This window comes from Pontibacter litorisediminis, from assembly GCF_029360645.1.
GTDB classification, from domain to species: domain Bacteria; phylum Bacteroidota; class Bacteroidia; order Cytophagales; family Hymenobacteraceae; genus Pontibacter; species Pontibacter litorisediminis.
Genome location: NZ_JARDUA010000003.1, coordinates 781,385 through 805,741 on the forward strand (window position 1 = coordinate 781,385; position 24,357 = coordinate 805,741).

Annotated in this window: 18 protein-coding genes and 1 tRNA gene; 11 read left to right on the forward strand and 8 right to left on the reverse strand. The window is 53.5% G+C overall.

The features are described from left to right. Nucleotides 1–184: 184 nt before the first annotated feature. Nucleotides 185–3,895 carry a sensor histidine kinase gene (locus tag PXG97_RS13335; protein ID WP_276498242.1) on the forward strand — a complete coding sequence of 1,237 codons (3,711 nt, stop codon included), beginning with the start codon at nucleotides 185–187 and terminating at the stop codon, nucleotides 3,893–3,895. Further along, on the forward strand, nucleotides 3,885–7,373 hold the full coding sequence (locus PXG97_RS13340; RefSeq protein ID WP_276498243.1) for a hypothetical protein: 3,489 nt from the start codon (nucleotides 3,885–3,887) through the stop codon (nucleotides 7,371–7,373). Before PXG97_RS13335 ends, PXG97_RS13340 begins: the two co-directional genes overlap by 11 nt. On the opposite strand, the gene PXG97_RS13345 is transcribed toward PXG97_RS13340, so the two are convergent. From PXG97_RS13345 to rfaD, 4 genes are all read right to left on the reverse strand, one after another. Then, nucleotides 7,370–8,107, reverse strand: coding sequence for a LytR/AlgR family response regulator transcription factor (locus PXG97_RS13345; protein ID WP_276498244.1), 738 nt, complete (start codon nucleotides 8,105–8,107; stop codon nucleotides 7,370–7,372). The genes PXG97_RS13340 and PXG97_RS13345 overlap by 4 nt on opposite strands. Then, entirely contained in the window at nucleotides 8,104–9,162 is a 1,059-nt protein-coding gene (locus tag PXG97_RS13350; protein ID WP_276498245.1) for a sensor histidine kinase, read from the reverse strand. Before PXG97_RS13350 ends, PXG97_RS13345 begins: the two co-directional genes overlap by 4 nt. A 479-nt stretch (nucleotides 9,163–9,641) precedes the next feature. Next, nucleotides 9,642–10,100, reverse strand: coding sequence for a YciI family protein (locus tag PXG97_RS13355; RefSeq protein WP_276498246.1), 459 nt, complete (start codon nucleotides 10,098–10,100; stop codon nucleotides 9,642–9,644). A gap of 123 nt (nucleotides 10,101–10,223) precedes the next feature. After that, entirely contained in the window at nucleotides 10,224–11,189 is a 966-nt protein-coding gene (gene rfaD, locus PXG97_RS13360) for an ADP-glyceromanno-heptose 6-epimerase (protein WP_276498247.1), read from the reverse strand. 76 nt (nucleotides 11,190–11,265) lie between these two features. Here rfaD and PXG97_RS13365 point away from each other — a divergent pair, with 76 nt between their 5' ends. The 5 genes from PXG97_RS13365 to PXG97_RS13385 all read left to right on the forward strand — a co-directional run bounded on the left by PXG97_RS13365 (nucleotide 11,266) and on the right by PXG97_RS13385 (nucleotide 14,991). After that, nucleotides 11,266–12,159, forward strand: a complete 894-nt coding sequence (locus PXG97_RS13365) for an ABC transporter substrate-binding protein (protein ID WP_276498248.1) — start codon at nucleotides 11,266–11,268, stop codon at nucleotides 12,157–12,159. Next, nucleotides 12,156–13,166 carry a FecCD family ABC transporter permease gene (locus PXG97_RS13370; RefSeq protein WP_276498249.1) on the forward strand — a complete coding sequence of 337 codons (1,011 nt, stop codon included), beginning with the start codon at nucleotides 12,156–12,158 and terminating at the stop codon, nucleotides 13,164–13,166. The genes PXG97_RS13365 and PXG97_RS13370 overlap by 4 nt, the downstream gene beginning before the upstream one ends. Beyond that, nucleotides 13,167–13,589: a 6-pyruvoyl trahydropterin synthase family protein gene (locus tag PXG97_RS13375; protein ID WP_276498250.1), complete on the forward strand. Its 423-nt coding sequence runs from the start codon at nucleotides 13,167–13,169 to the stop codon at nucleotides 13,587–13,589. 68 nt (nucleotides 13,590–13,657) lie between these two features. Further along, complete coding sequence (gene lpxB, locus PXG97_RS13380) at nucleotides 13,658–14,779, forward strand: lipid-A-disaccharide synthase (RefSeq protein ID WP_276498251.1); 1,122 nt, start codon at nucleotides 13,658–13,660, stop codon at nucleotides 14,777–14,779. Nucleotides 14,780–14,862: 83 nt separating this feature from the next. Continuing rightward, the gene (locus PXG97_RS13385) at nucleotides 14,863–14,991 is read left to right on the forward strand and encodes a hypothetical protein (RefSeq protein WP_276498252.1); all 129 of its coding nucleotides are present in this window, start codon (nucleotides 14,863–14,865) and stop codon (nucleotides 14,989–14,991) included. An 84-nt stretch (nucleotides 14,992–15,075) separates the two neighbouring features. Here PXG97_RS13385 and clpX read toward each other — a convergent pair whose 3' ends face one another. The 4 genes from clpX to PXG97_RS13405 form a co-directional block, all read right to left on the reverse strand. Beyond that, complete coding sequence (gene clpX / locus PXG97_RS13390) at nucleotides 15,076–16,299, reverse strand: ATP-dependent Clp protease ATP-binding subunit ClpX (RefSeq protein ID WP_276498253.1); 1,224 nt, start codon at nucleotides 16,297–16,299, stop codon at nucleotides 15,076–15,078. A 355-nt stretch (nucleotides 16,300–16,654) separates the two neighbouring features. Continuing rightward, nucleotides 16,655–17,353 carry a ClpP family protease gene (locus tag PXG97_RS13395; RefSeq protein WP_276498276.1) on the reverse strand — a complete coding sequence of 233 codons (699 nt, stop codon included), beginning with the start codon at nucleotides 17,351–17,353 and terminating at the stop codon, nucleotides 16,655–16,657. Nucleotides 17,354–17,444: 91 nt separating this feature from the next. After that, complete coding sequence (gene tig / locus PXG97_RS13400; protein WP_276498254.1) at nucleotides 17,445–18,767, reverse strand: trigger factor; 1,323 nt, start codon at nucleotides 18,765–18,767, stop codon at nucleotides 17,445–17,447. An 82-nt stretch (nucleotides 18,768–18,849) separates the two neighbouring features. Next, a tRNA-Leu gene (locus PXG97_RS13405) sits at nucleotides 18,850–18,931 on the reverse strand. Between the two features lie 256 nt (nucleotides 18,932–19,187). Between PXG97_RS13405 and PXG97_RS13410 the strand changes: the two genes are divergently transcribed. Genes PXG97_RS13410 through PXG97_RS13425 form a run of 4 tightly spaced genes read left to right on the forward strand, consistent with a single transcriptional unit; the run spans nucleotide 19,188 to nucleotide 23,525 of the window. Next, complete coding sequence (locus PXG97_RS13410) at nucleotides 19,188–21,380, forward strand: RelA/SpoT family protein (protein ID WP_276498255.1); 2,193 nt, start codon at nucleotides 19,188–19,190, stop codon at nucleotides 21,378–21,380. Between the two features lie 30 nt (nucleotides 21,381–21,410). Further along, nucleotides 21,411–21,911 carry a Fur family transcriptional regulator gene (locus PXG97_RS13415; RefSeq protein ID WP_276498256.1) on the forward strand — a complete coding sequence of 167 codons (501 nt, stop codon included), beginning with the start codon at nucleotides 21,411–21,413 and terminating at the stop codon, nucleotides 21,909–21,911. Then, entirely contained in the window at nucleotides 21,883–22,233 is a 351-nt protein-coding gene (locus tag PXG97_RS13420) for an STAS domain-containing protein (RefSeq protein WP_276498257.1), read from the forward strand. The genes PXG97_RS13415 and PXG97_RS13420 overlap by 29 nt, the downstream gene beginning before the upstream one ends. A gap of 8 nt (nucleotides 22,234–22,241) precedes the next feature. After that, the gene (locus tag PXG97_RS13425; protein WP_276498258.1) at nucleotides 22,242–23,525 is read left to right on the forward strand and encodes an adenylosuccinate synthase; all 1,284 of its coding nucleotides are present in this window, start codon (nucleotides 22,242–22,244) and stop codon (nucleotides 23,523–23,525) included. The last annotated feature ends 832 nt before the right edge of the window (nucleotides 23,526–24,357 follow it).

Genomic DNA, 24,357 nt, shown 5'->3' on the forward strand with positions numbered 1-24,357 from the left:
TAGCCGTAGTGCAAAGGCTTTTATGCGTTAGGCAGCCATCACAAAAGATAAGCCTGGGCAAGACCGGGGCACGCTTTCTGGCTCTGGCCCACAGACCACCGGGGGGCGCAATTTACTAGCATAATTCTTGAAGGGTAGCGCTTATCCTGCGTTTTGCTTACATTCGTAGATAAAAGCCTCTATTTTGAACCGCAAGCTGACCCCTTTTTTTCTGCTGATGGCCTCGGTGCTGTGCTTTGTTGCCATGGCAGCACTGCACTTCAATTTGTTTTCGTCCGTGCGGACGGAGCAAGAGCATCAGGATGAGGCAAAAAAGATTGCGGAGCGCGTCCACCACTGCATTGATAAAGCAAACCAGCAGGTGGAGGAGTTGGCTTCGAGCCTGGGCGAAAATACAGTTTCTTTCTCAAAGCTATTGGGGCAGGCTGACTACCCCGTGTTCATATACCGTGGCGGGAATCTTGTTTTCTGGTCTAACCATACTATTTCGCCGCAGCTGGATGCGCCAGAGAAGGTGCAGGGGACTTTTGCCATCGAAAACGAGTACGGCCGCTTTATAGTGGTGCGGCAGCAGCGGGAGAAGTACAGGATAGACATCTATATCCCGCTGCAGGTAGACTACCGCATCAAAAATGCCTACCTTACCCCAAAGCTGCACGAGGAGGTGTTCCAACAGGCAAACCTGCAGCTCATCCTAAATCCCGATGCAGCGCTCCCGCAGGTGTTCACCCGCGATGGGCAGTTTTTGTTCGCCCTTAACTTTGAGGAGGCGCACAAAACGGCTGGGTACGTTAGGCTTCAGATGTCGCTGTTCATTTTTGGCGTTCTTTTCTTTGTCTTCTTTGCCGTAAACCTGAGCCAGTTCTACGTGCGGCGGAAAGCCTATAGCCAGGGCGTGTTATGTTTGCTTTTATTGCTGGCCACGCTGCGGGTGGCGCTACTGCTGCTGAACCTGCCGTTTGCGGTAGTGGAGGTGGAGCTATTCGACCCAAAGTTGTATGCCGCCTCGTTCTGGTCCCCGTCTGTCGGAGACCTGTTGCTCAACGTGCTGTTGCTGGTGGGGGTGGCCGGGTCAGGGCTGTACCTTTTCAGACGGAACAGGGTGGCAACACAACTGAAGGCGCTGCCCGCGGAGCGAAGCCGCTACATAATGACAGTCAGTGTGCTGGTATTCTTTTTCCTGCTACTGCTGCTTTTCCGCTTCTACTACAGCATCTACCATAACTCCCCGCTGCTGCTGGATGTAACGCAATCGTTGAGTTTTACTAAGTATAAGGTGGTGCTCTATGGCATCATGGTCGTTAACACGGTGGCCTTGTGTATGTTCACGTACTTGCTGGCAACCGTTGTGTCGGTGTTGGTGCCGCGGGAGCAGAAGCTGTGGCCTTTTAAGATGCTGCTGGTATTGGCGGCGCTGCTGCTGCTGTTCACGGCTGTTTTCGTGACTGAGCTTTTCGCGGTGGTATTCATCGGTGTTATATTCTGGGCTGTCATCATACTGGCCGCACAGCACCAGCACGCCATCAGTTTTGCCTACCGCACTTACCTACTTTTCTTTCTGGTCGTGATCGTGAGTGCCCTGACGGGAGCCGTGGCGCAGTTTACGCATTACCACAACGATCTAAAAACCTATAAGCAGAACCTGGCTTTTAATATCCTGCAGGACAACGACATCCTGGGGGAGTATCAGTTGAACCAGGTGGCCTCCCAGATCGCCTCCGATGAGCTTATCCGGATGAAGATGATGGGGCCCTATGTGGACGCCTCCTTCATCAGGCGCAAAATCACCCGCCAATACCTCAGCGACTACTTTGACAAGTATGAGATATCAGTGATGTTGTTCGATGGGCAGGGTAGAACGCTGGAAAGCGCCGATACAACGGCTACCACGCTACAGCAACTACGGCAGCTGTTTGATCAGCCCCAGACCCGCACCGAGCACCACGAGCTTTACCTGATGAAGGACCCTGCCCGCTTTAACGCCCGCACGTACCTTAAGCTGATTCAGGTGCCGATCAGCAGCACGCAGTATGGCACGATCGCCCTGCAGCTTACGCTGAAGCGGCTGCTACCTAACAGCGTGGTGCCCGAGTTGCTGGTAGAGCAGAAATACAACCAGCCCTTTGGCCTCGACAGGCTGAGCTATGCCATTTACCAGGGCGGCAAACTGCGCTACAGCGAAGGCGAGTACGACTATGCCACTAACTTTAACCGCCACCTGCTGGACCGCTCTGAGCTTTACCGGTTGGGCCTGCCACAGGACGCCTCCCACCATTACGGGGTGCAGAGCGGCAACGACCAAACACTCATCATCACCACCGATAAGTATGGGGGGCGTGAGCTGCTGTCCAACTTCTCCTTCCTGTTCCTGGTGTTTGTAGGCGGGCTGCTACTTTGCGGGTTGCTGTACCTGTTGCTGCAGCGCCACAGGCTGCGGGAGTTTAGCCCTAACTTCAGCACCAAGATCCAGCTGTTCCTGAACTTCGGTATTCTGCTGCCGATGCTGCTGGTAAGTATAGCCACGGCCAGCCTGGTGACTGCCTCCTATAAAAAGGACCTGATGAGCATGTATGAGCAACGTGGCGAGGCGATACAGGAGCACCTTTCCAAGCAACTGAGCCGACGGCTGCTGCAGCGCCGGCGCCAGTTAGAGCGAAGTATAACCGAGATCGCTTCCATAGCAGAGGCCGACGTCAACATCTATGACCGCAACGGGAAACTGCTGGTAACGAGCCAGCCGCTCATTTTTGAGGCAGGCCTGTTGTCTAAGCTCATAAACCCGGAGGCTTTCGCAGCGATTTCAGAGCGCCAGGCGTTGCGGGTGTTGCTGCAGGAGCAGGCCGGGAACCTTAGCTTTAACTCTATCTACCTGCCTTTACGCGACGAAGACCATCCGGCAGAGCTGGCGGGCTTTATCGGCATTCCGTTCTTTGATTCTGAAAAGGAGCTGGACCTGAAGCTGATTGAGTTGGTCACCACCACTATGAACATCTTCTCTGTTATGTTCATCACCTTCATGGTGCTGACCTTCTTTGCCTCCCGCGCGCTGACAGTGCCGCTGCGCATGCTGGCCGACAAGCTGAAGCGCACCTCCCTGACGGGCAAGAACGAGATGCTGGCCTATGAGGGGGCAGACGAGATCGGGATGCTGGTGAGCGAGTATAACCGCATGCTGCTGACGCTGGAGCAGAACAAGCAGGAGCTGGCGATGCAGGAGAAGGAGGCCGCCTGGCGAGAGATGGCACGGCAGGTGGCCCACGAGATCAAGAACCCGCTTACGCCGATGAAGCTTTCGCTGCAGTACCTGCAGAAGGCCATTGCCGAAAAGCGGCCGAACACAGAGCAGTTGATCGACAAGATTGCCCATACGCTCATCACCCAAATTAACATCCTCAACGATATTGCCTCCTCGTTCTCCAGTTTCACGGCCATGCCGGAGCCGAAGGCCGAGCCAATGGATGTGGCCGCTGCCCTGCACAAGGCCGCCGATCTGCACAACGACCCGGCCACAGCCAAACTCACCAAGCGGATTCCGGAGGGCGAGGTAATCGTGAAAGCAGACGAAAGCCTGATGGTGCGCACGTTCAACAACCTGCTGCTAAACGCCATTCAGGCGGTGCCGGCCAGCCGCAAGCCGCAGATACAGGTGCGCCTGGAACTGCAAGGTAACCGGCAAGTGTTGATTTCGATCAGAGACAATGGCAGCGGCATTCCAAAAGAGATCCAGGGCAAGGTGTTTGTCCCGAACTTCAGTACCAAGTATACTGGCTCGGGGATTGGGCTTGCCGTGGCCAAGCGGGGCATCGAAAATGCCGGAGGAAAAATCTGGTTCGAGACAGAAGAAGGGCAGGGCACAACCTTCTTTATACAACTGCCGCTGGCGGATGAGCGCTAAGGGGCTGGGCATACTGCTGTTGCTCTGGCTGATGGCCCTGCCACTGCTAGCCCAGGTGCCTCTTAGCAACAAGCGCTGCAGGTGGATCCCTGTATCCGGTACGCCGCAGCAGCTCGACTCCCTTACGCTGATGCCCAGCTCCGTCACCCTGCAGCACCCCAAAAAGGAGTTGTTCAGCTACGACTATAACTATACCACAAACGAGTTCACGCTTACGAGCTTTCCCGCTCCTGACTCGGTGGCTACAGATTCGCTAGGCACCATGCAGCCATTGCCCGACTCGGTGTTGGTATGTTTCAGGGTGATGCCGCTGAGCCTGGCGCGGCCGGTGTTTAAGCGCGACATCACAAAGCTGCAGCTCCGTTCCTCGCACGATGCTTTCTACCAGGAGGACGTCAGTACGAGGGAGGAGATTTTCCGCACACCGGGCCTGAACAAAACGGGCAGTATCTCCAGGGGCGTGTCGTTTGGCAACACCCAGAATGTATTTGTGAACTCTGCCCTAAACCTGCAGCTGGATGGCAAGCTCACCGACGACATCAGTATAACCGCCGCCATCACCGACCAGAACATCCCGTTTCAGCCGGAAGGCAACACGCAGCAGCTGCAGGAGTTCGATAAAGTATACATTACGCTGCAGCACCGGCTCTGGCAACTCACGGCCGGCGACGTCGTGCTCAAAAGCAAGCCGTCCTACTTTATGCAATTCTACAAAAACGTGCAGGGCGGGGCTTTTAGTTATCTGACTGGTAAGGACCCGGAGCGGCAAGGCGTCACGACAGTGGCGGCGTCGGTGTCGAAGGGTAAGTTTGCCTCCCAGACCATAAAGCCGCAGGAGGGGGTGCTGGGGCCGTATCGCTTGCGCGGGCCCAACAACGAGCTGTTCATCATTGTGCTGGCAAACTCGGAGCGGGTTTTTCTGGATGGCGTGCTGCTGCAGCGGGGCTACGACTATGACTACGTGATCGACTATAACCAGGCAGAGATCACCTTTACCACCCGCCACGTCATCACCAAGAACTCGAGGGTGCGGGTGGACTTTGAGTACTCGGACCAGAACTACAGCCGGGGCATTTACCACCTAAGCCACTACCAGAACCTGGGCAGGCTGAAAGTATACGGCAACTACTACAACGAAAGCGACAACCCCAACAGTCTGCTGAACCTGAGCTTGAGCACAGAGCAGAAACGCTTGCTGGCAAGTATAGGCGACAGCCTGAACCAGGCTGTTTCCTCAGGGGCCGACAGCGTGGCTTACGATCCGGGGCAGGTACTGTACGCACGCGTAGACACGGCCTACAACAATGGGCAGAATCTGGACCGCATCTACGTTTACTCTACCGATCCCGAGGCAGCGCATTACAGCGTGAGCTTTACGAACGTGGGCCCGGGCAACGGCGACTATGTGGCCGTGAATGGTGCCGTGAATGGCCGTGCCTACCGCTGGGTGGCACCTGTAAACGGGGTGCGGCAGGGAAGCTATGCGCCGGTGCGGGTGTTGCCTACGCCGCGCAAGAAGCAGCTCATTACCTTTGGCGTTAACTATGAGTTGCAGAAAGGCATCAGTTTCTTCGCCGAGGGAGCCGCCTCGCAGCACGACCTGAACCGCTTCTCGGATAAAGACGCACAGGATGACGATGGCAAAGGCCTGCGGGTGGGGTATGTGGTACAGGATAGGCCGGTATCATTCCTGGGCAAGTATAAACTAAACAGTACCCTGAACTATGAGTATACCGATGAATACTTTGAGCCCATCGACCGTTACCGCCCTATAGAGTTCGACCGGGACTGGAGCCTGACCAACACCAAAAAGGCAGAGGACCATATCTTCAACTTCTCGATAGGGGCTGCACAGGATGCCGCCAACCTGTTTAACTACCGCATCAGCCGCCGGAGCCGCGAGGAACAGCTGGACGGGGTGCAGCACCACCTGGATGTATTGAAGAAAGTGGGAAAGCTGGCGCTGCGCAACCGCTTCTTCCTGCTTAGCAGTACAGAGGGCATCCGGGAGTCGCAGTGGTACCGGGGGGATATGAACGTGGAGTACAACCTGGGCAAGCTCTCACCCGGCTATACCTACAGCTTCGATAAAAACAGGCTTACAGCACTTAACTCTGACTCCGTGGTAGGCTCGGCGCAGTATTTTGAGCAGCACATGTTCTATCTTGAAAGCGGTGACACCACCAAAACAAAGTTTCGGCTGGACTACGCCCACCGCAGCGACCGCTTTCCGACGGGCGTTGGCACCATGGGCAATTTGGAGGTGGGGCAGACCTACAACGCCATACTTCAAAAAAGAATAAACCAGGACCACACGCTGGCCGTGCAAGCCACTTACCGCAAGCTCCATGTGAAGAAGGGAAAGGATGAGGAGACCATACAATCCAGGGTAGACTATAACGGCAGCTTTGCAGATGGGGCTTTCCGCTCGGAGCTCAGCTATGCCACGGGTACAGGCCGGGAGCTAAAGCGCATTTACGTTTTCCAGGAGACGTTGCCGGGGCAGGGCACACACTACCTGCGCGATGGCGGCGACCCAAACAACCTGAACGATTACCTGGAGGCGCAGACAGTGGACCAACGGCGCTACATCAAAATTTACCTGCCCACCGATGAGTATGTGAATGCCTACACCAACACCTTTACCTATCGGCTAACCACCAGCACCCCCCGCAGCTGGCGCAACGAGTCCGGCATAAAAGCCACGCTCTCTAACTTTTCGATGCTCAGCTTTGTCAGCATCAACAAGAAAACAACCGATAACGACCTGAGCCAGCGCTTTAACCCCTTTAGCGAGGAGGTGGAGGATGCGTTCCTGATCTCCCTGGTAAAGCAGCTGCGCCACACGGTATACTTTAACCGCAGTAGCCCCAAGCATGGCATGGAGTACACGGTGCAGCAAAACGAGCAGAAGCAGCTGCTAACCAATGGCACCGAAACCCACAATGTGCTGAGCCATGCCGTAATTGGGCGCCTTAACCTGAACGAGGTGCTGAGCTCGCAACTGAACCTGGGCTATAATGTGCGCGAGAACCAATCGAACTTCCTGAGCTCAAAGAACTTTAAGATCCAGTCGCGGGAGCTGTCGCCGGAGCTGGCGTACCAGCCCAATGCCAAGCTGCGTTTTACGGGTAAGTACCAGCTGTCGCTGAAGCAGGATGTGCTGCAGGCGGCGGAGGTGGAGCAGGAGGGGACATTCCACGAGTTAGGGCTGGAGACAAAGCTGAGCCAGGTAGGCAAGCGCACGGTCACCGGCAACATCAAGTATGTGAACATCGCCTTTGACGGAGACGAAACCTCTTATGTGGGGTACGAGATCCTGAACGCCCTGCGCCCCGGCAACAACATGACCTGGTCTTTGGTGATGCAGCAGCGCCTGAGCAACGGCTTGAACATCTCCCTGAACTATGACGGCCGCAAGGCTAACGGGGTAGGGGCCGTGCACACCGGGCGAACGCAGGTATCGGTGCTGTTTTAAAGGGTGCGCTTGCTTTTTAGAAGTTTTGCGTTGATCATTTCCAGGAACGCTGTCCGGTAGCTGGGGCCTAGTGTCACCGTGCTTTCATCGGTCAGGGTAATCTGGTTTCCCTCCACCGATTTTACCCTGGCATTATGCACGATAAATGACTTGTGCACCCTGGTGAAGTCACCGGATGGCAGGTGCTCCTCAATTTCCTTCATGCTGAGGTAGGTGGTCAGCTTCTCGGAAGGAGTGCTAATGCGCACGTAGTTCTGCATCGCTTCTACAAAGATGATATCCTCTAGGATTACCTTCACAAATTTGCCTTTCACATCTGCCTTAACAAAAAAGTAGCCGCTGTCCTGCTCCACCGCTGCTGCAGTTTGCCTTGGCTTCAAGGTTTCTTTTACCTTGGCGATGGCGCGCAGGAACCGCTCGTAGGAGATAGGCTTGAGCAGGTAATCCACCGCGTTCTTGTCAAATGCCTGGTAGGCATAGTCAGGGTAGGCGGTTGTGAACACCACTGTCGTGCAGCTGTTAATGAGCCCAGCCAGGTCTATGCCTGAAAGCTGCGGCATGTCTACGTCCAGGAAAGTGATGTCTGCCGACACCTTGCCGGAGGTGATGGCATCGAGGGCGCGCAGCGGGTTTTCTTCCGCACCCTTCAGTTCAAGGCCGGGCGTGTTCTGTATGTAACGTGCTAGCACATCCAAGGCGTGCCGCTCGTCGTCCACTACGTAGCAAGTTGTCATGTCAGCTTGATTTTTAGATTAACGCTGTGTTGCTGCTCGTCTTCCTGTATAGTTAAGGTATAATCTTTTTCGCTGTAAAGTTCGTTGAGCCTGGTTTTAGCATTTTGTATGCCAATGCCATACCCTCGCCCGGCGTGATGCTTCCGCTTTTTGTTGTTCGTGCTGAAGTGGAGCTGCTGATGGCTGCCCGAAAGCTGTATGGTGGCAGCATGAGAAGAGTCGGTCAGGTCGCCGTGCTTGAAAATGTTCTCTACAAAGGTAAGCAGGAGCAGCGGTGGAATCCTGCCCTGCAGCTGACCGGCATACTTCAGCTGCAAGTGCAGCGGATAACTGAACCTGAGTTGGTTAAGGGCGATATAGCGTTCGATATGCTCCACTTCGTGTTGGAGCTCCGTTTTGCCGTCTTCCTGCACCCGCTGCAGCGCGTAATGCATTACTTCTGAGAGCAGCAGTACACCCTGAGACGCCTTCGGAGATACATCCTGCACGGAGTTGTAGATAAAATTGAGCGTGTTAAAAAGCAGGTGCGGGCTGATCTGGGCCTGGAGCAGGGCGTTTTGTGAGCGGGCCAGCCCTTTGGTGAGCTCTGCCTTTTCCCGCTCGGCCTGCAGGCGCTGCAGCTCCATATAGTTGATATGCTTGTGGTGCTTGATGGTTTGCCGGGTAAACCAGTAAGCTGTGCTAAAGCCGATAAAGTAGATACACCGCCAGATCGATCGTAGTAAAAAGAAACTGTTGAGGCTAAATGGTTTTGGCTCATCACGAAACAGGTTCATCGCGTTTTCCAGGCCCACCTGAATAGTAATATAGCCGGCAATGATTGCCGGTATCAGTAATGGAAGCAGCAGGAGTTTCTCACGCGTAACGGTATACTGAAGCACCCCATGGCCGAAGAAATAAAACAGGCAGATATTAACGGTGTACCAACAGGCCCATTCCCACCAGGCGGTATTGCTCGGGCTAATAAGCTCTACCAGCAGCACTTCATAGGTGATAAAGGCCGCCCAGGCAAGTATGTGGTATAGGATAGTACGGTATGAGGTGCTGTTCGGCATGCCTAAAACAACGCATTCCTTTCTTAACTCGCAACACGTTTCGTCTACAGCAACAGCCTGTTCGTGTAAAATTTTTCTCTTGGCATGTACCTGTTATTACATTAGGGCCATGGTTAATTAGTAAAGAGATTAAGGAAACAAGTGATAGCCTGCCGTGCCCAATACCCCTATTCTCCGATTCCTACGCTTGATGGTAACAAACTTAATGAAAAGGCTATTGCTTGTTTCTTTGATGCTCTCCTTCTGCTTTCTCTGCAAGCGGCAGGATAAGATTGTTTCCCTGTCGCATTTCAGTTTAGAGAACTCTGTAGATTAGTGTCAAAAGTTTATTGGATAAGGAGGAAGCTTCTTCTTGCCTATTATCAAAAAAGAGTGGTGGTAAACAGGTTGCCCGGTAACCAATCAGCCCCATCTGCTTCACTAAAGGCAGATGGGGCTGATTGGTTTGTAGTAGTTCGCCAAGTGTAAGATATAGTATACTACGGTTTCTGCTGCTCAATCTTGCTGTGCGTTTCCAGGTACACAGGTAGCGCGGCTGATCCGTACCACGGGTAAAGCTCCACGTCAAACACCTTCGCCGCAACGGCCGGGTCCGTTTCCACCATTTTCCGGGCTTCCTCCACGGTCTTGGCATCCAGTATAAAAATGCCGCGGTAGTTTTTGTCGTTCTTGCCCAGCGGGCCGGCCACGATCAGTTTCCCCTCTTTCGCCAACTTGCCGATGTTCTCCATGTGCCCCCGGAAGTATGCGTTCAGCTTTTCTTTGTCGGTGGTAGTGTTGGAGCCGGTTTTAAGGATGGCCAGCACATACTGCTTCATGCCGTAAGCATCAGCCCCCAAAGAGTCTGCCAACGCTTTGTCATAGCTCGGGTTCTGTGTTTGCGCCTGGGCGGCGTAGCCGAAGCAGCAAAGTAGGGCAAAGGCAAAGAGGTGTTTCATGGTTATAGATCATGTATAAGGAGCCTTCAAGATAAGGCATCAAAAGAAAAGCGCAAGTATAGAAGCTAAACTATACTTGCGCTGATTTATTTTGGAAGCGGAGTTACAGGAAGATCACCCGGTCTAGTAGTACCTGCCTGGGATCAGGTAGTTCTGCACATAATCCCTCACGCCCTCTTCTAAAGTATAAAAAGGCTTCTCGTACCCGATGGAGCGCAGCTTGCTCATGTTGGCTTCCGTGAAGTACTGGTAGTTATCGCGCAGGTTCTCCGGGGTATCCATAAAGTCGATGTTTGGTGCTATGCCCATTGCCTCGAAGGTGTTTAGTGCCAGTGCCATAAAGGTGCGGGCCTGGCCGGAACCCAAGTTGTAGATGCCGGAGTTCTTGCGGTGGTGCATCAGGAACATGCACACGTCCACCACGTCCTTCACATACACAAAGTCGCGCATCTGTTCGCCGTCGGCATAATCCGGGTTGTGCGAGCGGAACAGCTTCATGCTGCCATGGTCTTTTATCTGGTTATAAGCGTGGAAGATAACGGAGGCCATTTTACCCTTGTGGTACTCATTGGGGCCATACACGTTAAAGAACTTCAGGCCAGCCCAGAAGAACGGCTTAGCCGTCTGCTCCAGCGCCCAAATATCGAAATCGTTCTTCGACTCGCCGTAGGGGTTGAGTGGCTGCAGCAGCGGAATGGTCGCTTCGTTGTCGTCGTAGCCGAGGGTGCCGGAGCCGTAGGTGGCCGCTGACGAGGCGTACACCAGCGGAATCTGGTACTCGGCGCAGGCGTTCCACATCTGCTTGGAGTAGTTTAGGTTCAGCAGGTCGAACACGTCCTTGTTAAACTCCGTGGTGTCGGTGCGGGCGCCCAGGTGGAAGACAAACTCCACGTCCTCATAGTGCTCGTCCAGCCATTCAAAAAAGTTGTCGCGGTCCACGAACTCCTTTATTTTCTTTCCTTTCAGGTTGTCTTCCTTCTTGGCAACGGAAAAATTGTCCACCACCACAATATCGTTAAAGTTGTCCTGGTTTAGCCTGCTTACGAGGCAGCTGGCAATAAAACCGGCGGCACCTGTTACTACTATCATGTTTCTTTGTTAAGCCTGTATCTAAAATTGCGTTAAATTTACGAAAATAAACTGAGCCGCCTGCGCCAACTGTACCTTGAGACAAGCCAGATTTATACTACATACCCTACTTTGCCTGCTCCTGTTGTCGTGCCGTGAGCAAGAGAACCAAACACAGGAGAAGGCGCTCGTGTTAAAAGACGACCTGGGCCGTGAGCTGACGCTTCAGGGAAAGCCGGAACGCGTGTTCTCCTTTGCCTCCTCCATGACCGAGATGCTGTATGCCGTGCTCGACACCAGCACCATCATCGCCCGCACCCCCACCGACGATTACCCGGGAGCTGTGTACCAGAAGCCGCTGGTGAGCAATTACCCGGTAGACTACGAGCAGGTGCTTGCCCTGAAGCCGGACCTGATCTTTACCGTGGAGGGCATTACGCCGCTGGAGGTGGCCGAGCGGTTGCAGCAACTGGGCGTGCCGGTCTATTACCAGAAGTACAGAACGGTGGAGGATATCTTTACGGGGCTGGAGGACATTGGCCGCATCATGGGCCGGGAACAACAGGCGCGCGAGCTGACCGACTCGCTGCGGCAGGAGGTGGCACAGCTGCATCAAAAGTATAAACTCCGCAAAGAGCCGCAGCAAGTGCTGGCTATTACGTGGAGTGACCCGATCTATGTGTATGGGCAGAACACCATCTTCACCGATAAGCTTCGTATACTTGGGGCTGAAAACGCCGTGCAGGAGGTTTTTGAGCAGCCTTACCCGGCGCTCACGCGCGAGTATGTGCTGAAGCTGAACCCGGATGTGCTGTTAGGCGGCACGAAGGAGGAGCTGGACGAGAGGTTTTTCAGTCTGTACCCGGAGCTGCGGCGCATCAACGCGTATCAGAACAACCGCATCTATAAACCGGACGATAACCTGATGTCGCGGCCCAGCCCGCGGGTAGTGGAGTCGCTGCGGGAACTGGAGGGCTTCCTATACCCATGATGCGGCGCGGCTTATACTTTGTACTTGCCCTGCTGCTGATCCTGGTGGTGCTCCTGCTGGGGCTGCAGATCGGCTCTTTCGATACCGACGCGGCAACCATCTTCAACGCCCTTTTTCATTATGCCCCCAGCGATACCACACACTTTGCCATACTGCACCTGCGCCTGCCGCGGCTTATACTTGCGCTGGTGGTAGGAGCCTCCCTGGCCTTTTGCGGGTACCTGATGCAGGCCATGGTGAACAACGGGCTGGCTGACCCCTACTTGCTGGGCACGGCCTCGGGCGCATCGTTGGGTGCGGTGATCGTGTTCTTTGGTTTTGTGCCCATGACCGTGGCCGGTTTATACTTGCCGCCGGTGTTCGCCCTGGCCGGCGCCTTTGTGGTGACGCTGGTGGTGGTGGTGCTTGGCTACCGTAAGCGGCAGATCATTCCGGCGCAGCTGCTGCTGGCGGGCATTGCGCTGAGTTCTTTGGTAACGGCCATGGTGGGGCTGCTCACATTCTTATCAGATTCCGAAGGGAAGCTGCGGTCGGTGGTGTTCTGGTCGATGGGTAGCTTTGAGCGGGCCAGCTGGGACATGGTGCCTTACCCGGCGGCGGCCTTGCTGGTGGCGCTGGGACTTTTCGCTTTTTACCAAAAGCAACTCAACATCCTGCTGCTAGGCGAGGAGCGGGCGCAGGCGCTGGGCATACGGGTGGCGCAAACGCGCTGGGTGATACTGGCCACCGTGTCGGTCGTGACGGGTTTTGCCGTGGCCACTTCCGGGCCGATCGGCTTTGTGGGGCTCATCATCCCGCACGTAACCCGCGGGTTGCTGGGCGCGATGGGCCGCGGCAACCTGCTGCTGTGCGCTTTTATCGGCGGTTTGTTCATGCTGCTCTGCGATTTGCTCTCCCGTATTATTTATCCGCCCGCCGGGCTGCCAATCGGAATTATTACATCGTTCTTTGGTGTTCCTTTCTTTGTATATTTGCTGTTCAAAAAGAATTACAATTTTAGAGGATAAATGATTTACGTTAGCAGGTTAGAGCACTTTAACGCAGCTCACAAGCTATTCAACCCGAACTGGTCGTTGGCTAAGAATAAGGAGGTTTTCGGGCCGTGCGCCAACACCAATTGGCATGGGCACAACTACGAGCTGATCGTGACGGTAAAGGGCAAGCCCGATCCGGACACTGGCTTTGTGATCGACCTGAAAAAGCTCAGCACACTCATCCGTACGCACATTATTGAGAAAGTAGACCACAAGAACCTGAACCTGGATGTGGCCTTCATGGAGGACAAACTGGCCAGCACCGAGAACCTGGTGGTGGAGTTCTGGAAAATCCTGGAGCCGCGCGTGAAGGAGATCTCCAATAATATTGCAACCCTGCACAGCCTGAAGCTTTACGAAACCCCACGCAACTACGTGGAGTATTTTGGAGAATAATTTAGCGAGCGGTTTATACTTTACAATCGCTATACTTATTTTACAAGCTCCAAAAGAACCCTTACCCCATGAAGTACTACATTATTGCCGGGGAGCGCTCCGGCGACCTGCACGCCTCCAACCTTATCAAACAGCTCCGCAAGCAAGACCCGGAGGCACAGGTAAGGGGCTGGGGCGGTGATATGATGCAGGCTGCCGGCATGGACCTCGTGCGCCACTACCAGGAAATGGCTTTCATGGGCTTTGCCGAGGTATTCAAGAGCCTGCGCAAGATCCTGGGCTTCCTTAGTGAGGCGAAGGCAGACATCAAGAAGTATCAGCCGGATGTGGTGATCCTGGTGGACTATGCCGGCTTTAACATGCGCATCGCCCGCTTCGCCAAAAAGCAGGGCCTAAAGGTTTTCTACTATATCTCGCCCAAAATCTGGGCCTGGAACCAGGGGCGCGTGCACGGCATCAAAAAGGTGGTGGACCGCATGTTCGTGATCATGCCGTTTGAAGAGGACTTTTACGGCAGGTTCAACTATAAAGTGGACTATGTGGGCAACCCGGTAAATGACTCGGTGTCGGACCATGTGCCTACCACTGATTTCCGGACCAAGAACAAGCTCTACAACAACAAGCCCATCATTGCCATACTTCCGGGCAGCCGGCGGCAGGAGATTGAGAACATGCTGCACGTGATGCTGAGCGTATTGCCCAACTTCCGCGATTTTCAGTTTGTGGTGGCTGGTGTGAGCAACTTCTCCAAAGAGTACTACGAGCAGTACAATAAGGACCCCAACATCAAGATCATCTACGACCAAACCTACGACCTGCTCTCGCAGGCCAAGGCGGCGCTGGTCACTTCGGGCACGGCTACCCTGGAGACGGCCCTGTTCGGGGTGCCGCAGGTGGTATGCTATAAAACCAGCCCCATCTCTTACACTATCGGCAAAATGGTGATCAAGGTGCCGTATATCTCGCTCGTGAACCTGATTGCCGATAAACCTGTGGTAACGGAGCTGATACAGGATGATTTTACGGCCAAGCAGATTACGGCGGAGCTGAAGCGGGTGCTATTCGACCAGCATTTCATGAAAAAGCAGCAGGAGGGGTATGCGCTGGTGCGCAAAAAGATTGGCGACTTTAGAACCGCCGAGCGTGCCGCCGAGCTAATGGTGAAGTACCTGCAGGAGGAGAAAGTCTAAACCTACCCATGGTTTCTGCGCGTATAGATGTAAATCCTCTTCTGTGGAGGAGCAAATCGCTGTGTACTTTAAAACCAGGAACTATGAAACCGCTGTTTATTGCCTTAGGACTTACTGGCTTGATGATATCCGTACTGTTAATCCGCGCCGCCTCTAACGGCCCCTTACCTGAAGATGATTGGGAAGGGGAGGGCGACCTGCTGGACGGATAACGGTAAGGTGACTTTAGGAAAAAGAAGAGGGGCTAGCCTGTTGCAGGCTAGCCCCTCTTTTATAGTATCGTTATCTATACTTGCTTAAGCTACCTTCAGCTGCTTCAAGCTAGATTTTTCGAACTTCTCACGGGCATAGTCGCCGGTGATCACCAGCTCCTTGGTTCCTTCCTCAGACGGTAGCTCGAACATGGCGTCCGTCATGATGCCCTCGCAGATGGAGCGCAGGCCGCGGGCACCTAGTTTATACTCCGATGCTTTCTCTACAATATATTCCAGGGCGCTATCGTCAAAGCTCAGGTTGATGTTCTCCATCTCAAACAGGCGCTTGTACTGCTTCACGATAGAGTTCTTCGGCTCCAGCAGAATCAGGCGCAGCGTCTCTTTGTCCAGCGGGTTCAGGTGCGTGGCAACCGGCAGGCGGCCGATGAGCTCCGGAATCAGGCCAAAGTTCTTCAGGTCCTGCGCTGTCAGGTACTTCAGGAAGTTCTCGCTTTCCTCCGCCTCGTCCATTTTAGACTTGGAGAAGCCGATAGGGCGCGTGTTCAGTCTGTTTTTGATCAGCCTATCGATGCCTACGAAAGCGCCGCCGCAGATAAACAGGATGTTCTCCGTGTTCACCGTGATCATTTTTTGCTCTGGGTGCTTACGGCCGCCTTGCGGTGGCACGTTTACGGTAGTACCCTCCAGCAGCTTCAGCAGGGCCTGCTGCACACCCTCGCCGCTCACGTCGCGGGTAATGGATGGGTTGTCGCTCTTACGGGCAATCTTGTCAATCTCGTCGATGTACACGATGCCACGCTCGGCTGCCTCCACGTTATAGTCGGCTGCCTGCAGGAGGCGGGTAAGTATACTTTCCACGTCTTCACCCACGTAACCGGCCTCGGTAAGCACGGTGGCGTCGGCAATACAGAAAGGCACCTGCAGGATACCGGCCATCATACGGGCAAGGTAGGTCTTGCCTGTGCCGGTTTCACCCACCATGATGATGTTTGACTTCTCGATCACCACGTCATCGTCGGTAGGCTGCTGCATCAGGCGCTTGTAGTGGTTATACACCGCTACCGACATTACCTTCTTTGCCTCATCCTGCCCCACCACGAACTGGTCGAGGTAAGTCTTCATCTCCTTCGGCTTCATCAGGTTAAACTTCGGAGTACGGCTGCTAGCGCGAATCTTGTTCTCCTCGTTCAATATCTGCTGTGCCTGCCCGATACAACGGTCGCAGATATGCGCGTTGATACCGGAGATCATCACCGATACATCCTTCTTGTTTTTGCCGCAAAATGAGCACGTAATTTCTGCCATAAGAAACGATTGGTCCAGAGTAGTTTACGCATCTTCTGCAAATGCGTAAAGCAAAGGTACAAAATTGAATACTTATACAAGTAGAAAAATTTTAATCCAACTGTACAAGTACGGCTTAAATGCGGCTAAAGATTTTAAGATAAATATTTTGCTATTTTTAGGTAAGCGACTGTAGTATAAACGGTTGTGATGGGGCGGTATGCACAAAGGCCTGTGGAAAACTTTTTTGCCGATACGCAGTTTTGCGGCACCGATGCTAGCCCTGCGGGTCTTTTATTAGTGCAAAACAAGGCATATAAAAACCCGCAGCAGGTTGTGTTGCGGGTTTTTATACTATATAAGTTATACTTTATACTTATGAGGTTTTGCGGGTAAGCACCTCGTCGATCAGGCCGTACTCTTTGGCTTCCTCGGCACGCATCCAGTAGTCGCGGTCTGAGTTGTCGTACACTTCCTGGTAAGACTTACCGGAGTGCTCCGCCAGGATCTCGTACAATTCTTTCTTCAGCTTCAGGATCTCACGCGCTGTGATCTCGATGTCAGAGGCCTGGCCTTGTGCGCCGCCCATAGGCTGGTGGATCATGATGCGGGCGTGCGGCAGGGCAGAGCGCTTGTTCTTGGCGCCACCGGCCAGCAGCACAGCACCCATGGAGGCCGCCAAGCCAGTACAGATCGTAGCCACGTCCGGGCTCACATACTGCATGGTGTCATAAATGCCCAAACCGGCATACACAGAGCCACCTGGGCTGTTGATGTACAGCAGGATGTCCTTCTTGGCATCGGCCGACTCCAGGAACAGCAGCTGCGCGGTGATAATGTTGGCGATGAAGTCGTCTACCTGGGTGCCCAGGAAGATGATGCGGTCCATGATCAGGCGGGAGAACACGTCGATCTCACGGAAGTTGGTGGGGCGTTCCTCAATCACAGAGCGCGTCATGCTTTCGATGGTGTGCATGGCCCTGCCTTCTATATGGTTGATATATTGGTCTACGCCCAGGCTGCTCATGCCCTGGCCTTTCACGGCAAATTTGCGGAACTCGTCTTTGTTAAACATCATGTTGTTTAGGTTTACGGTTTTCTCAAAAATAAAAAAGTCCTTCTGAAATCGAAGGACTTTTTTATAAAGTTATATACGTGCGTTCTGCTTAGAACGACATATTTCTGAAGTCCTCTGATGTGATTGTCTTCTCCACAACAGTCATCTTCTCCTTAAGTTTAGCGAGCACCTTCTCGGCCAGCAGTTGCTCGTACTCATTAATATAGTTACGGCCGTTGTCCTGCTGCAGATACTGCTGTGCATAACTATTCATGCTTTCCATCAGCTCCTCCGGCACCTCCGGCATGTTAAACTGGGCCAGCATCTTCTCTTTGGTGGCGTCCACTACCTCCTCGTTCGATACCTTCAGCTCGTTCTCCTCCACAACCTTGTTCTTGATCATGGACCACTTCAGCTCGCGCACGTACTTGTCGAAGTTCTCTTCAATCTGCTCGGCAGTCAGCTTGCCTTCGTTCGTTACCTGAATCCAGCGCTTGAAGAATTCTGTTGGCAGTTCTACCGTTACGTTGTCTACGAGTGTGTCGATGATGTTGCGGAACAGCAGGTTGTCGGCCTCACGCTCATAGTTCTCTAGGATCGTTTCACGGATCTTGGCGTCGAACTCCTCCTCTGTCTTTACCTCGTCTTTGCCGAAAAGCTTGTCGAACAGCTCCTGGTTCAGCTCGGCTGGCTCCGTGCGGTTGATCTTCTCCACGATGAACTCGAACTCACCATTCAGGTCGGCCACCACCTCTTTGCTCAGGCCTGTCACGTGCGCCAGGGCAGCGTTGTCGTCGCCAAACGTCTTGCGGATATCGAAACGGATAACGTCGTCTACCTTCGCGCCTTCAAACTTGTCGAGGCCCTCTACGATACGGCTGGTAGGGATAAGCGTTTTAGACTGGAACTCGCCGTCTACCTGCTTCAACTCACCCGATACGAAGTCGCCTTTGGCTACGGTCTCCGGGTTGGTGGTCTTGCCGAACTGGCGCTTCAGGTTTTCGTAAGCCTCGTCTATTGTCTTCTGGTCCAGCTCAACTTTGTAGCCCTCTACGCTTTTATCCAGCGGAAGGTTGAAGTCTGGCAGCAGGCCTACCTGATAGGTAAACTCAAAGGTCTTTTGGTTATCCCAGTCAATCTCTGGCTGATCTGCCTCTGGCAGGGGCTCACCCAGCAGCTTTACGTCGTTCTCACGGATGTACTTAGAGATCTCCTCCTGCAGCGTCTTGTTGATCTGCTCCACCAGGATGCTCTTGCCGTACATTTTCTTTACAAGCCCCGCAGGCACTTTGCCAGGTCTGAAGCCTTTGATTTGGGCTTTTTTGCTGTATTCTTTTACCTGCTGGTCTACCTTCGGTGCGTAGTCCGCCTCTTCCAGTACCACCTTCAGTTGCGCATTGGTGCTGTCGGTTTGGTTTAATGTAATATTCAAGGCTTATAAAAATTTAAGATTTTAGAAATACCTACTAAAAACAAACCCCCAACAGGGTATGTTGAGGGTTCGTTGTTGTTTGTGCGGATGGAGGGACTCGAACCCCCATGCCTCGCAGCGCTAGATCCTAAGTCTAGTGCGTCTACCAATTTCGCCACATCCGCTTGATTGTGCTCGTTTTAGTGATGCAAAGGTAAGCAACGATTTTTTAAATGCAATATGTGAGCTTAAAATTTCGCAAATATTTTTTAACCTGCATATAGCTTTGTTGCCAAGGGGCAATGAGCAGGGCGGTGTATTGGTTGCATCTTATAATAGCTTATATTTGAAACTTATAAAGCCTTTAGCTTATTTATAGTTATAAAGCAGGTATAGTGCGCACCGGCCAAACCGGTGGCTATCTATAGCAAGATGCACAAAATGATCGATCTAGAAGCAGAACGCAAAGAGATTCTCAGGCATTATAGGAGACTACTTCGGCATGCGAAGCCTTTTCTGAAGGACAACGATGCCAAAATCATTAAAAAAGCCTTCAACACCTCGCTGGAGGCACACAAGGACATGCGCCGCAAATCCGGCGAGCCCTACATTCTGCATCCGTTGGCTGTGGCCCAGATCGCCGTGGAGGAGATTGGCCTGGGTACTACCTCTATTGTGGCGGCCCTGCTGCACGATGTGGTGGAGGATACCGACCTGGAGGTAGCCGACATTGAGCGGGAGTTCGGGCCGAGCGTAGCCAAGATCATCGAGGGGCTCACCAAGATCTCCGGCGTGTTCGACTACGGAACCTCGCAGCAGGCCGAGAATTTCCGGAAGATGCTGCTCACCCTGAGCGACGATGTGCGGGTGATACTTATAAAGCTGGCCGACCGCCTGCACAACATGCGTACGTTGGGAAGCATGCCGCGCCACAAGCAGCTCAAGATCGCCTCCGAAACGATGTACCTGTACGCGCCGCTGGCGCACCGGCTGGGCCTGTACGCCATCAAATCGGAGCTGGAGGACCTTTACTTAAAGTATACCGACACCGAAACATACAAGGACCTCTCGCGGAAGGTGCGGCAGACGCGCGCTGCCCGCAACAAGTTCATCAAGGACTTTATCCACCCGATAGAGGATGAGCTGCGCAAGTATGGCTTTAAGTTTAACATCAAAGGCAGGCCGAAGTCCATCTACTCTATCCTGAAGAAGATAAAGAAGCAGAACATCACCTTTGATGAAATCTACGACCTGTTTGCGATCCGGATTATACTGGACGTGCCGCTGGAGAACGAGAAGGCGGCCTGCTGGCAGGTGTACTCTATTATAACAGACTTCTACCAGCCCAACCCCGACCGCCTACGCGATTGGGTGAACACGCCGAAGTCTAACGGGTACGAGTCGCTGCATACGACCGTGATGAGCAAGTCGGGGCAGTGGGTGGAGGTGCAGATACGCACCAAGCGCATGGATGAGATTGCCGAGCGCGGCTACGCGGCCCACTGGAAGTATAAAGCGGAGGGAGCGGCCTCGGCAGAGTCGGCGCTGGAGCAGTGGATAAACAAGGTGCGCGACATGCTGGAGAACAACACGGCCAACGCGCTCGAGTTCATGGATGAGTTCCGCAAAAACCTTTTCGTGGAGGAGGTGTTTGTATTTACGCCGAAAGGCGAGCTCATCATCTTGCCGGACAAGTCCACCGCGCTGGACTTCGCCTTTGAGATTCACTCGCAGATAGGGCTGCACTGCCTGGGCGCGAAGGTAAACCAGAAGCTGGTGCCGCTGAGCTACAAACTCAAGAACGGAGACCAGGTGGAGATCCTGACCTCGCAAAAGCAGAAGCCGAACGAGGAGTGGCTGCAGTACGTGGTTACCTCCAGGGCACGTACCCGCATCAAGGATGCGCTGCGCGAGGAGCGGAAGAACAAGGCCGAGCAAGGCAAGGCCATGCTTGAAGCCAGGCTGCAGTACATTGGGGTGGCCGACACCCAGCAGAACCTGAACAAGCTGCAGGCTTTCTTTAATGTGGCCACGCTGCAGGACCTATACTATAGAATCGCCACCGGCCACATCGATATCAAGAATATTAAAGAGGTTATCTTCTCAACCGCCGCAGACAAGGCTGCCTCTATGCTCGATCCGAAGTCCTTCGACAGAGAGGTGCAGAAGATCAGGGGCGTGAACTCGGACATGCTGGTGATCGGGGAGACAACCTCGAACTGGGAGTACAGCATGTCTAAGTGCTGCAACCCGATTCCGGGCGATGACGTGTTCGGCTTCCAGACCGAGGATGACGGCATAGAGATACACCGCACCAACTGCAAGCGCGCCATGGAACTGATGTCCAACTACGGCAACCGCATCATCAAAACCAAGTGGACGGAGCAGAAGGAGCTGGCCTTCCTGGTGGGCATCCGCATCAAAGGAACCGACCGCGTGGGGCTGGTGAACGACCTGACCAAGGTGATCTCGACGAGCTTGAAAGTGAACATGCGCTCGATCACCATCGACTCCAACGACGGCATATTTGAAGGCAACATCATGGTATTCGTAAACGATACAAGCCACCTCGACAAGCTCATCCAGCGCATGAGCAAGGTAAATGGTATACTTACCGTGGAGCGCTTTGACTAAGGGGAGGCCTTATTTATACTTTAGAAGAAAATGGCATTAGATAAAAGGAAGTTCGAAGAAGTAAAAAAGATCTTCACGGCATACTTAGAGAGCAAGGGATTACGTAAAACTCCTGAGCGCTATGCAATCCTGGAGGAGATCTACTCCAGCGACGGGCATTTTGATGTGGAGTCGCTCTACATCAGCATGAAGAACAAAAACTACCGCGTGAGCCGGGCCACCGTGTATAACACCCTGGACCTGCTGGTGGAGAACGACCTGGTGAGCAAGCACCAGTTCGGCCGCAACCTGGCGCAGTACGAGAAATCGTACGGTTATCGCCAGCACGACCACGTGATCTGCACCGAGTGCCACAAGGTGGTGGAGTTTTGCGACCCGCGCGTGCATCAGATACAAACTATGGTGGGTGAACTGTTAAATTTTCATATCTTGCACCACTCCCTGAACTTATACGGTGTTTGCGGCGATTGCCGCGCTAGAAAAGCGACAGAGGAACAAAAGCATGAAGTATCAGACAGAGCAGAAGGATAATATCCTGTTTATCCGGCTGGAGGGCGACCTGATAGCGGGCACAGACACGCAGCAGATGATCGATAGCGTGGACGGGCAGCAGCAGGGGAAAGCGCTGCTCTGCGCCGTGGATCTGTCGAATGTGCGCTTCATGGACAGCAGCGGCATGGGGGTACTGGTATCGCTGCTTACCAAGTTCCGGAACCGGGGCGGCGAGCTGGTGCTGATCAAACCATCTGACCACATCCGCAAGCTACTGATAGTTACCAAGCTGAACGCGATATTTACAATTGCTGAGAACGATGACTTCGCAGCGCAATTCTTAAAGGAATCAACATACTAAATACTTAAATGGCAGTTGACATTTTAATAGGTCTACAGTGGGGCGACGAAGGCAAAGGAAAAATCGTTGACGTACTTGCTCCGACCTATGATATTGTAGCCCGTTTCCAGGGAGGCCCTAACGCTGGGCATACATTAGAGTTTGAAGGCACCAAGCACGTGCTGCACCAGATCCCATCCGGTATCTTCCATTCGGATATCCAAAACATCATCGGCAATGGCGTGGTACTGGATCCCATTGTTTTCCGCACAGAGATGCAGAAGCTAAAGGACCGTGGGGTGGATGCGGCCAAAAACCTGTTCATCTCTAAAAAGGCATCGCTTATACTTCCGTCGCACAAGGTGCTGGACCGCGTTTCTGAAGAGGCTCTGGGGAGCGGCAAGATTGGCTCAACCCTAAAAGGTATAGGCCCGACTTACCAGGACAAAATTGGCCGTGTTGGCTTAAGAGTAGGGGATATACTAGCGGAGGATTTTCAGGAGCGCTACAATAAACTGGTAGAGCGCCACCGTAAAACAGTTGAGTTCTATGGCCAGCAGCTGGAGCTGGGTGAGCAGGAGCAAAACTTCTTTGAGGCGGTGGATTACCTGCGGTCACTGCAGCTGGTGGATTCGGAGTACATGATCAATGAAGCCCTTAAGAGTGGCAAGCGCATCTTAGCAGAGGGTGCCCAGGGAGCTTTGCTGGATGTTGACTTTGGTACTTACCCATTCGTAACTTCTTCCAGCACGGTAGTGGCTGGTGCCTGCACAGGCTTAGGCGTTGCGCCAAGGCACATCGGCGAAGTATACGGTATCTTCAAAGCATACTGCACCCGTGTGGGCAGCGGGCCTTTCCCGACAGAGCTACTGGATGAGGTAGGGGAGGAGATTCGCCAGGCCGGTCGTGAGTTCGGCTCTACCACTGGCCGTCCGCGCCGTTGCGGTTGGGTGGATCTGCCAAGCCTGAAGTATAGCATCATGCTGAATGGTGTGACGCAGCTAAACATGATGAAAGCCGACGTACTGACCGAGTTCGATACGATCCAGGTGTGCACGCACTATAAACTACCTTCAGGTGAGGTTACTGACAAGGTGCCGCACTCCATGGAGCCCGGTGAGCTGGAACCCGTGTATGAGTCGTTGCCAGGATGGAAGGTTGACCTGAATAAGATAACGTCTGTGGATGAGTTGCCAGAGGCCTTCAATAATTACCTGGAGTTCCTGGAGAAGCACCTGCAAGTGCCTATTACTATAGTGTCAGTAGGACCTGATAGAAAGAGCACACTTAAAAGAGAAGCAGTAAGTGCGTAAAGTATAAGCTGCATATTCTAGTAAAGAAGCATAAAAGAGCCCCTGCTTTACATAAGCAGGGGCTCTTTGTTTTTGATGCCATAGGGAAAAGAAGCGGGCAAGAGTATGTGTTTCTCCTCTGCTGAAAGGGATAACAGAAGTGGCACCTAAAACTTTTCCTGCTGGCCTTCAGCTTCTTCCGCTGTGGCAACATCTTTTTTGGGGGCGGGGTGTTGCGGGTCCGGAAAGTTTTGCGACCTTTGCCTCCCCGTTCAGCAGGAGCGGCGGCGAGGGCCGGGAAAAAAGTTTTGCCGGGCGCTTGCGGGGCGAAAAAAGAAGCTTACCTTTGCAGCCCGCTTCCACAGGGAAGGGGCGCCGGTAACACAGCCCGCAGCCTTGCCTGAGAGGGCAGCGCCCCGGAAAAAAAACTTCCCGGTAGCGCTTGCGGAAAGGAGAAAGAGTTCTTACCTTTGCATCCGCTTCCACGCCAGGGGGCGGCCGGCCGGAGGGGCCGGGGAAAAAAGTTTAAGAAAGTGCTTGCGGGACAAAAAAAGGTGCTTACCTTTGCAGCCCGCTTCACAAAGAGAGGGGCCGCCGCCAACAGGGCAGCGGAAAGAGAGAAAAAAAGTTGCGCCAAGGTTTGGAAGTTACGTCAGGACTTCGGACCTTTGCAGCCCGCCACGAGGCAAACGGCCTTCGGGAGCGGGGAAGCAAGACACGGACCCTCGGGGTCGCAAGCGGAGAGAGTAGCTCTCCGACAAAGTTCTTTGAGAGATTGCCTGAGACAGAAAATGAAAGATTAAGGTTCTCCTCCCCTCCGGGGGAGGAAAGGAGCCCGGGGTCGGACAGACAC

Coding starts and splice junctions, on each gene's coding strand:
- rfaD (WP_276498247.1), bottom strand. CDS start 11,189: ATGATAGTAGTAACAGGTGCCGCCGGTTTTATTGCCAGCTGCCTCGTA.
- PXG97_RS13350 (WP_276498245.1), bottom strand. CDS start 9,162: ATGCCGAACAGCACCTCATACCGTACTATCCTATACCACATACTTGCC.
- PXG97_RS13425 (WP_276498258.1), top strand. CDS start 22,242: ATGGCAGTTGACATTTTAATAGGTCTACAGTGGGGCGACGAAGGCAAA.
- PXG97_RS13395 (WP_276498276.1), bottom strand. CDS start 17,353: ATGTTTAACAAAGACGAGTTCCGCAAATTTGCCGTGAAAGGCCAGGGC.
- PXG97_RS13375 (WP_276498250.1), top strand. CDS start 13,167: ATGATTTACGTTAGCAGGTTAGAGCACTTTAACGCAGCTCACAAGCTA.
- clpX (WP_276498253.1), bottom strand. CDS start 16,299: ATGGCAGAAATTACGTGCTCATTTTGCGGCAAAAACAAGAAGGATGTA.
- PXG97_RS13345 (WP_276498244.1), bottom strand. CDS start 8,107: ATGACAACTTGCTACGTAGTGGACGACGAGCGGCACGCCTTGGATGTG.
- PXG97_RS13385 (WP_276498252.1), top strand. CDS start 14,863: ATGAAACCGCTGTTTATTGCCTTAGGACTTACTGGCTTGATGATATCC.
- PXG97_RS13420 (WP_276498257.1), top strand. CDS start 21,883: ATGAAGTATCAGACAGAGCAGAAGGATAATATCCTGTTTATCCGGCTG.
- lpxB (WP_276498251.1), top strand. CDS start 13,658: ATGAAGTACTACATTATTGCCGGGGAGCGCTCCGGCGACCTGCACGCC.
- PXG97_RS13340 (WP_276498243.1), top strand. CDS start 3,885: ATGAGCGCTAAGGGGCTGGGCATACTGCTGTTGCTCTGGCTGATGGCC.
- PXG97_RS13370 (WP_276498249.1), top strand. CDS start 12,156: ATGATGCGGCGCGGCTTATACTTTGTACTTGCCCTGCTGCTGATCCTG.
- PXG97_RS13415 (WP_276498256.1), top strand. CDS start 21,411: ATGGCATTAGATAAAAGGAAGTTCGAAGAAGTAAAAAAGATCTTCACG.
- PXG97_RS13410 (WP_276498255.1), top strand. CDS start 19,188: ATGATCGATCTAGAAGCAGAACGCAAAGAGATTCTCAGGCATTATAGG.
- PXG97_RS13355 (WP_276498246.1), bottom strand. CDS start 10,100: ATGAAACACCTCTTTGCCTTTGCCCTACTTTGCTGCTTCGGCTACGCC.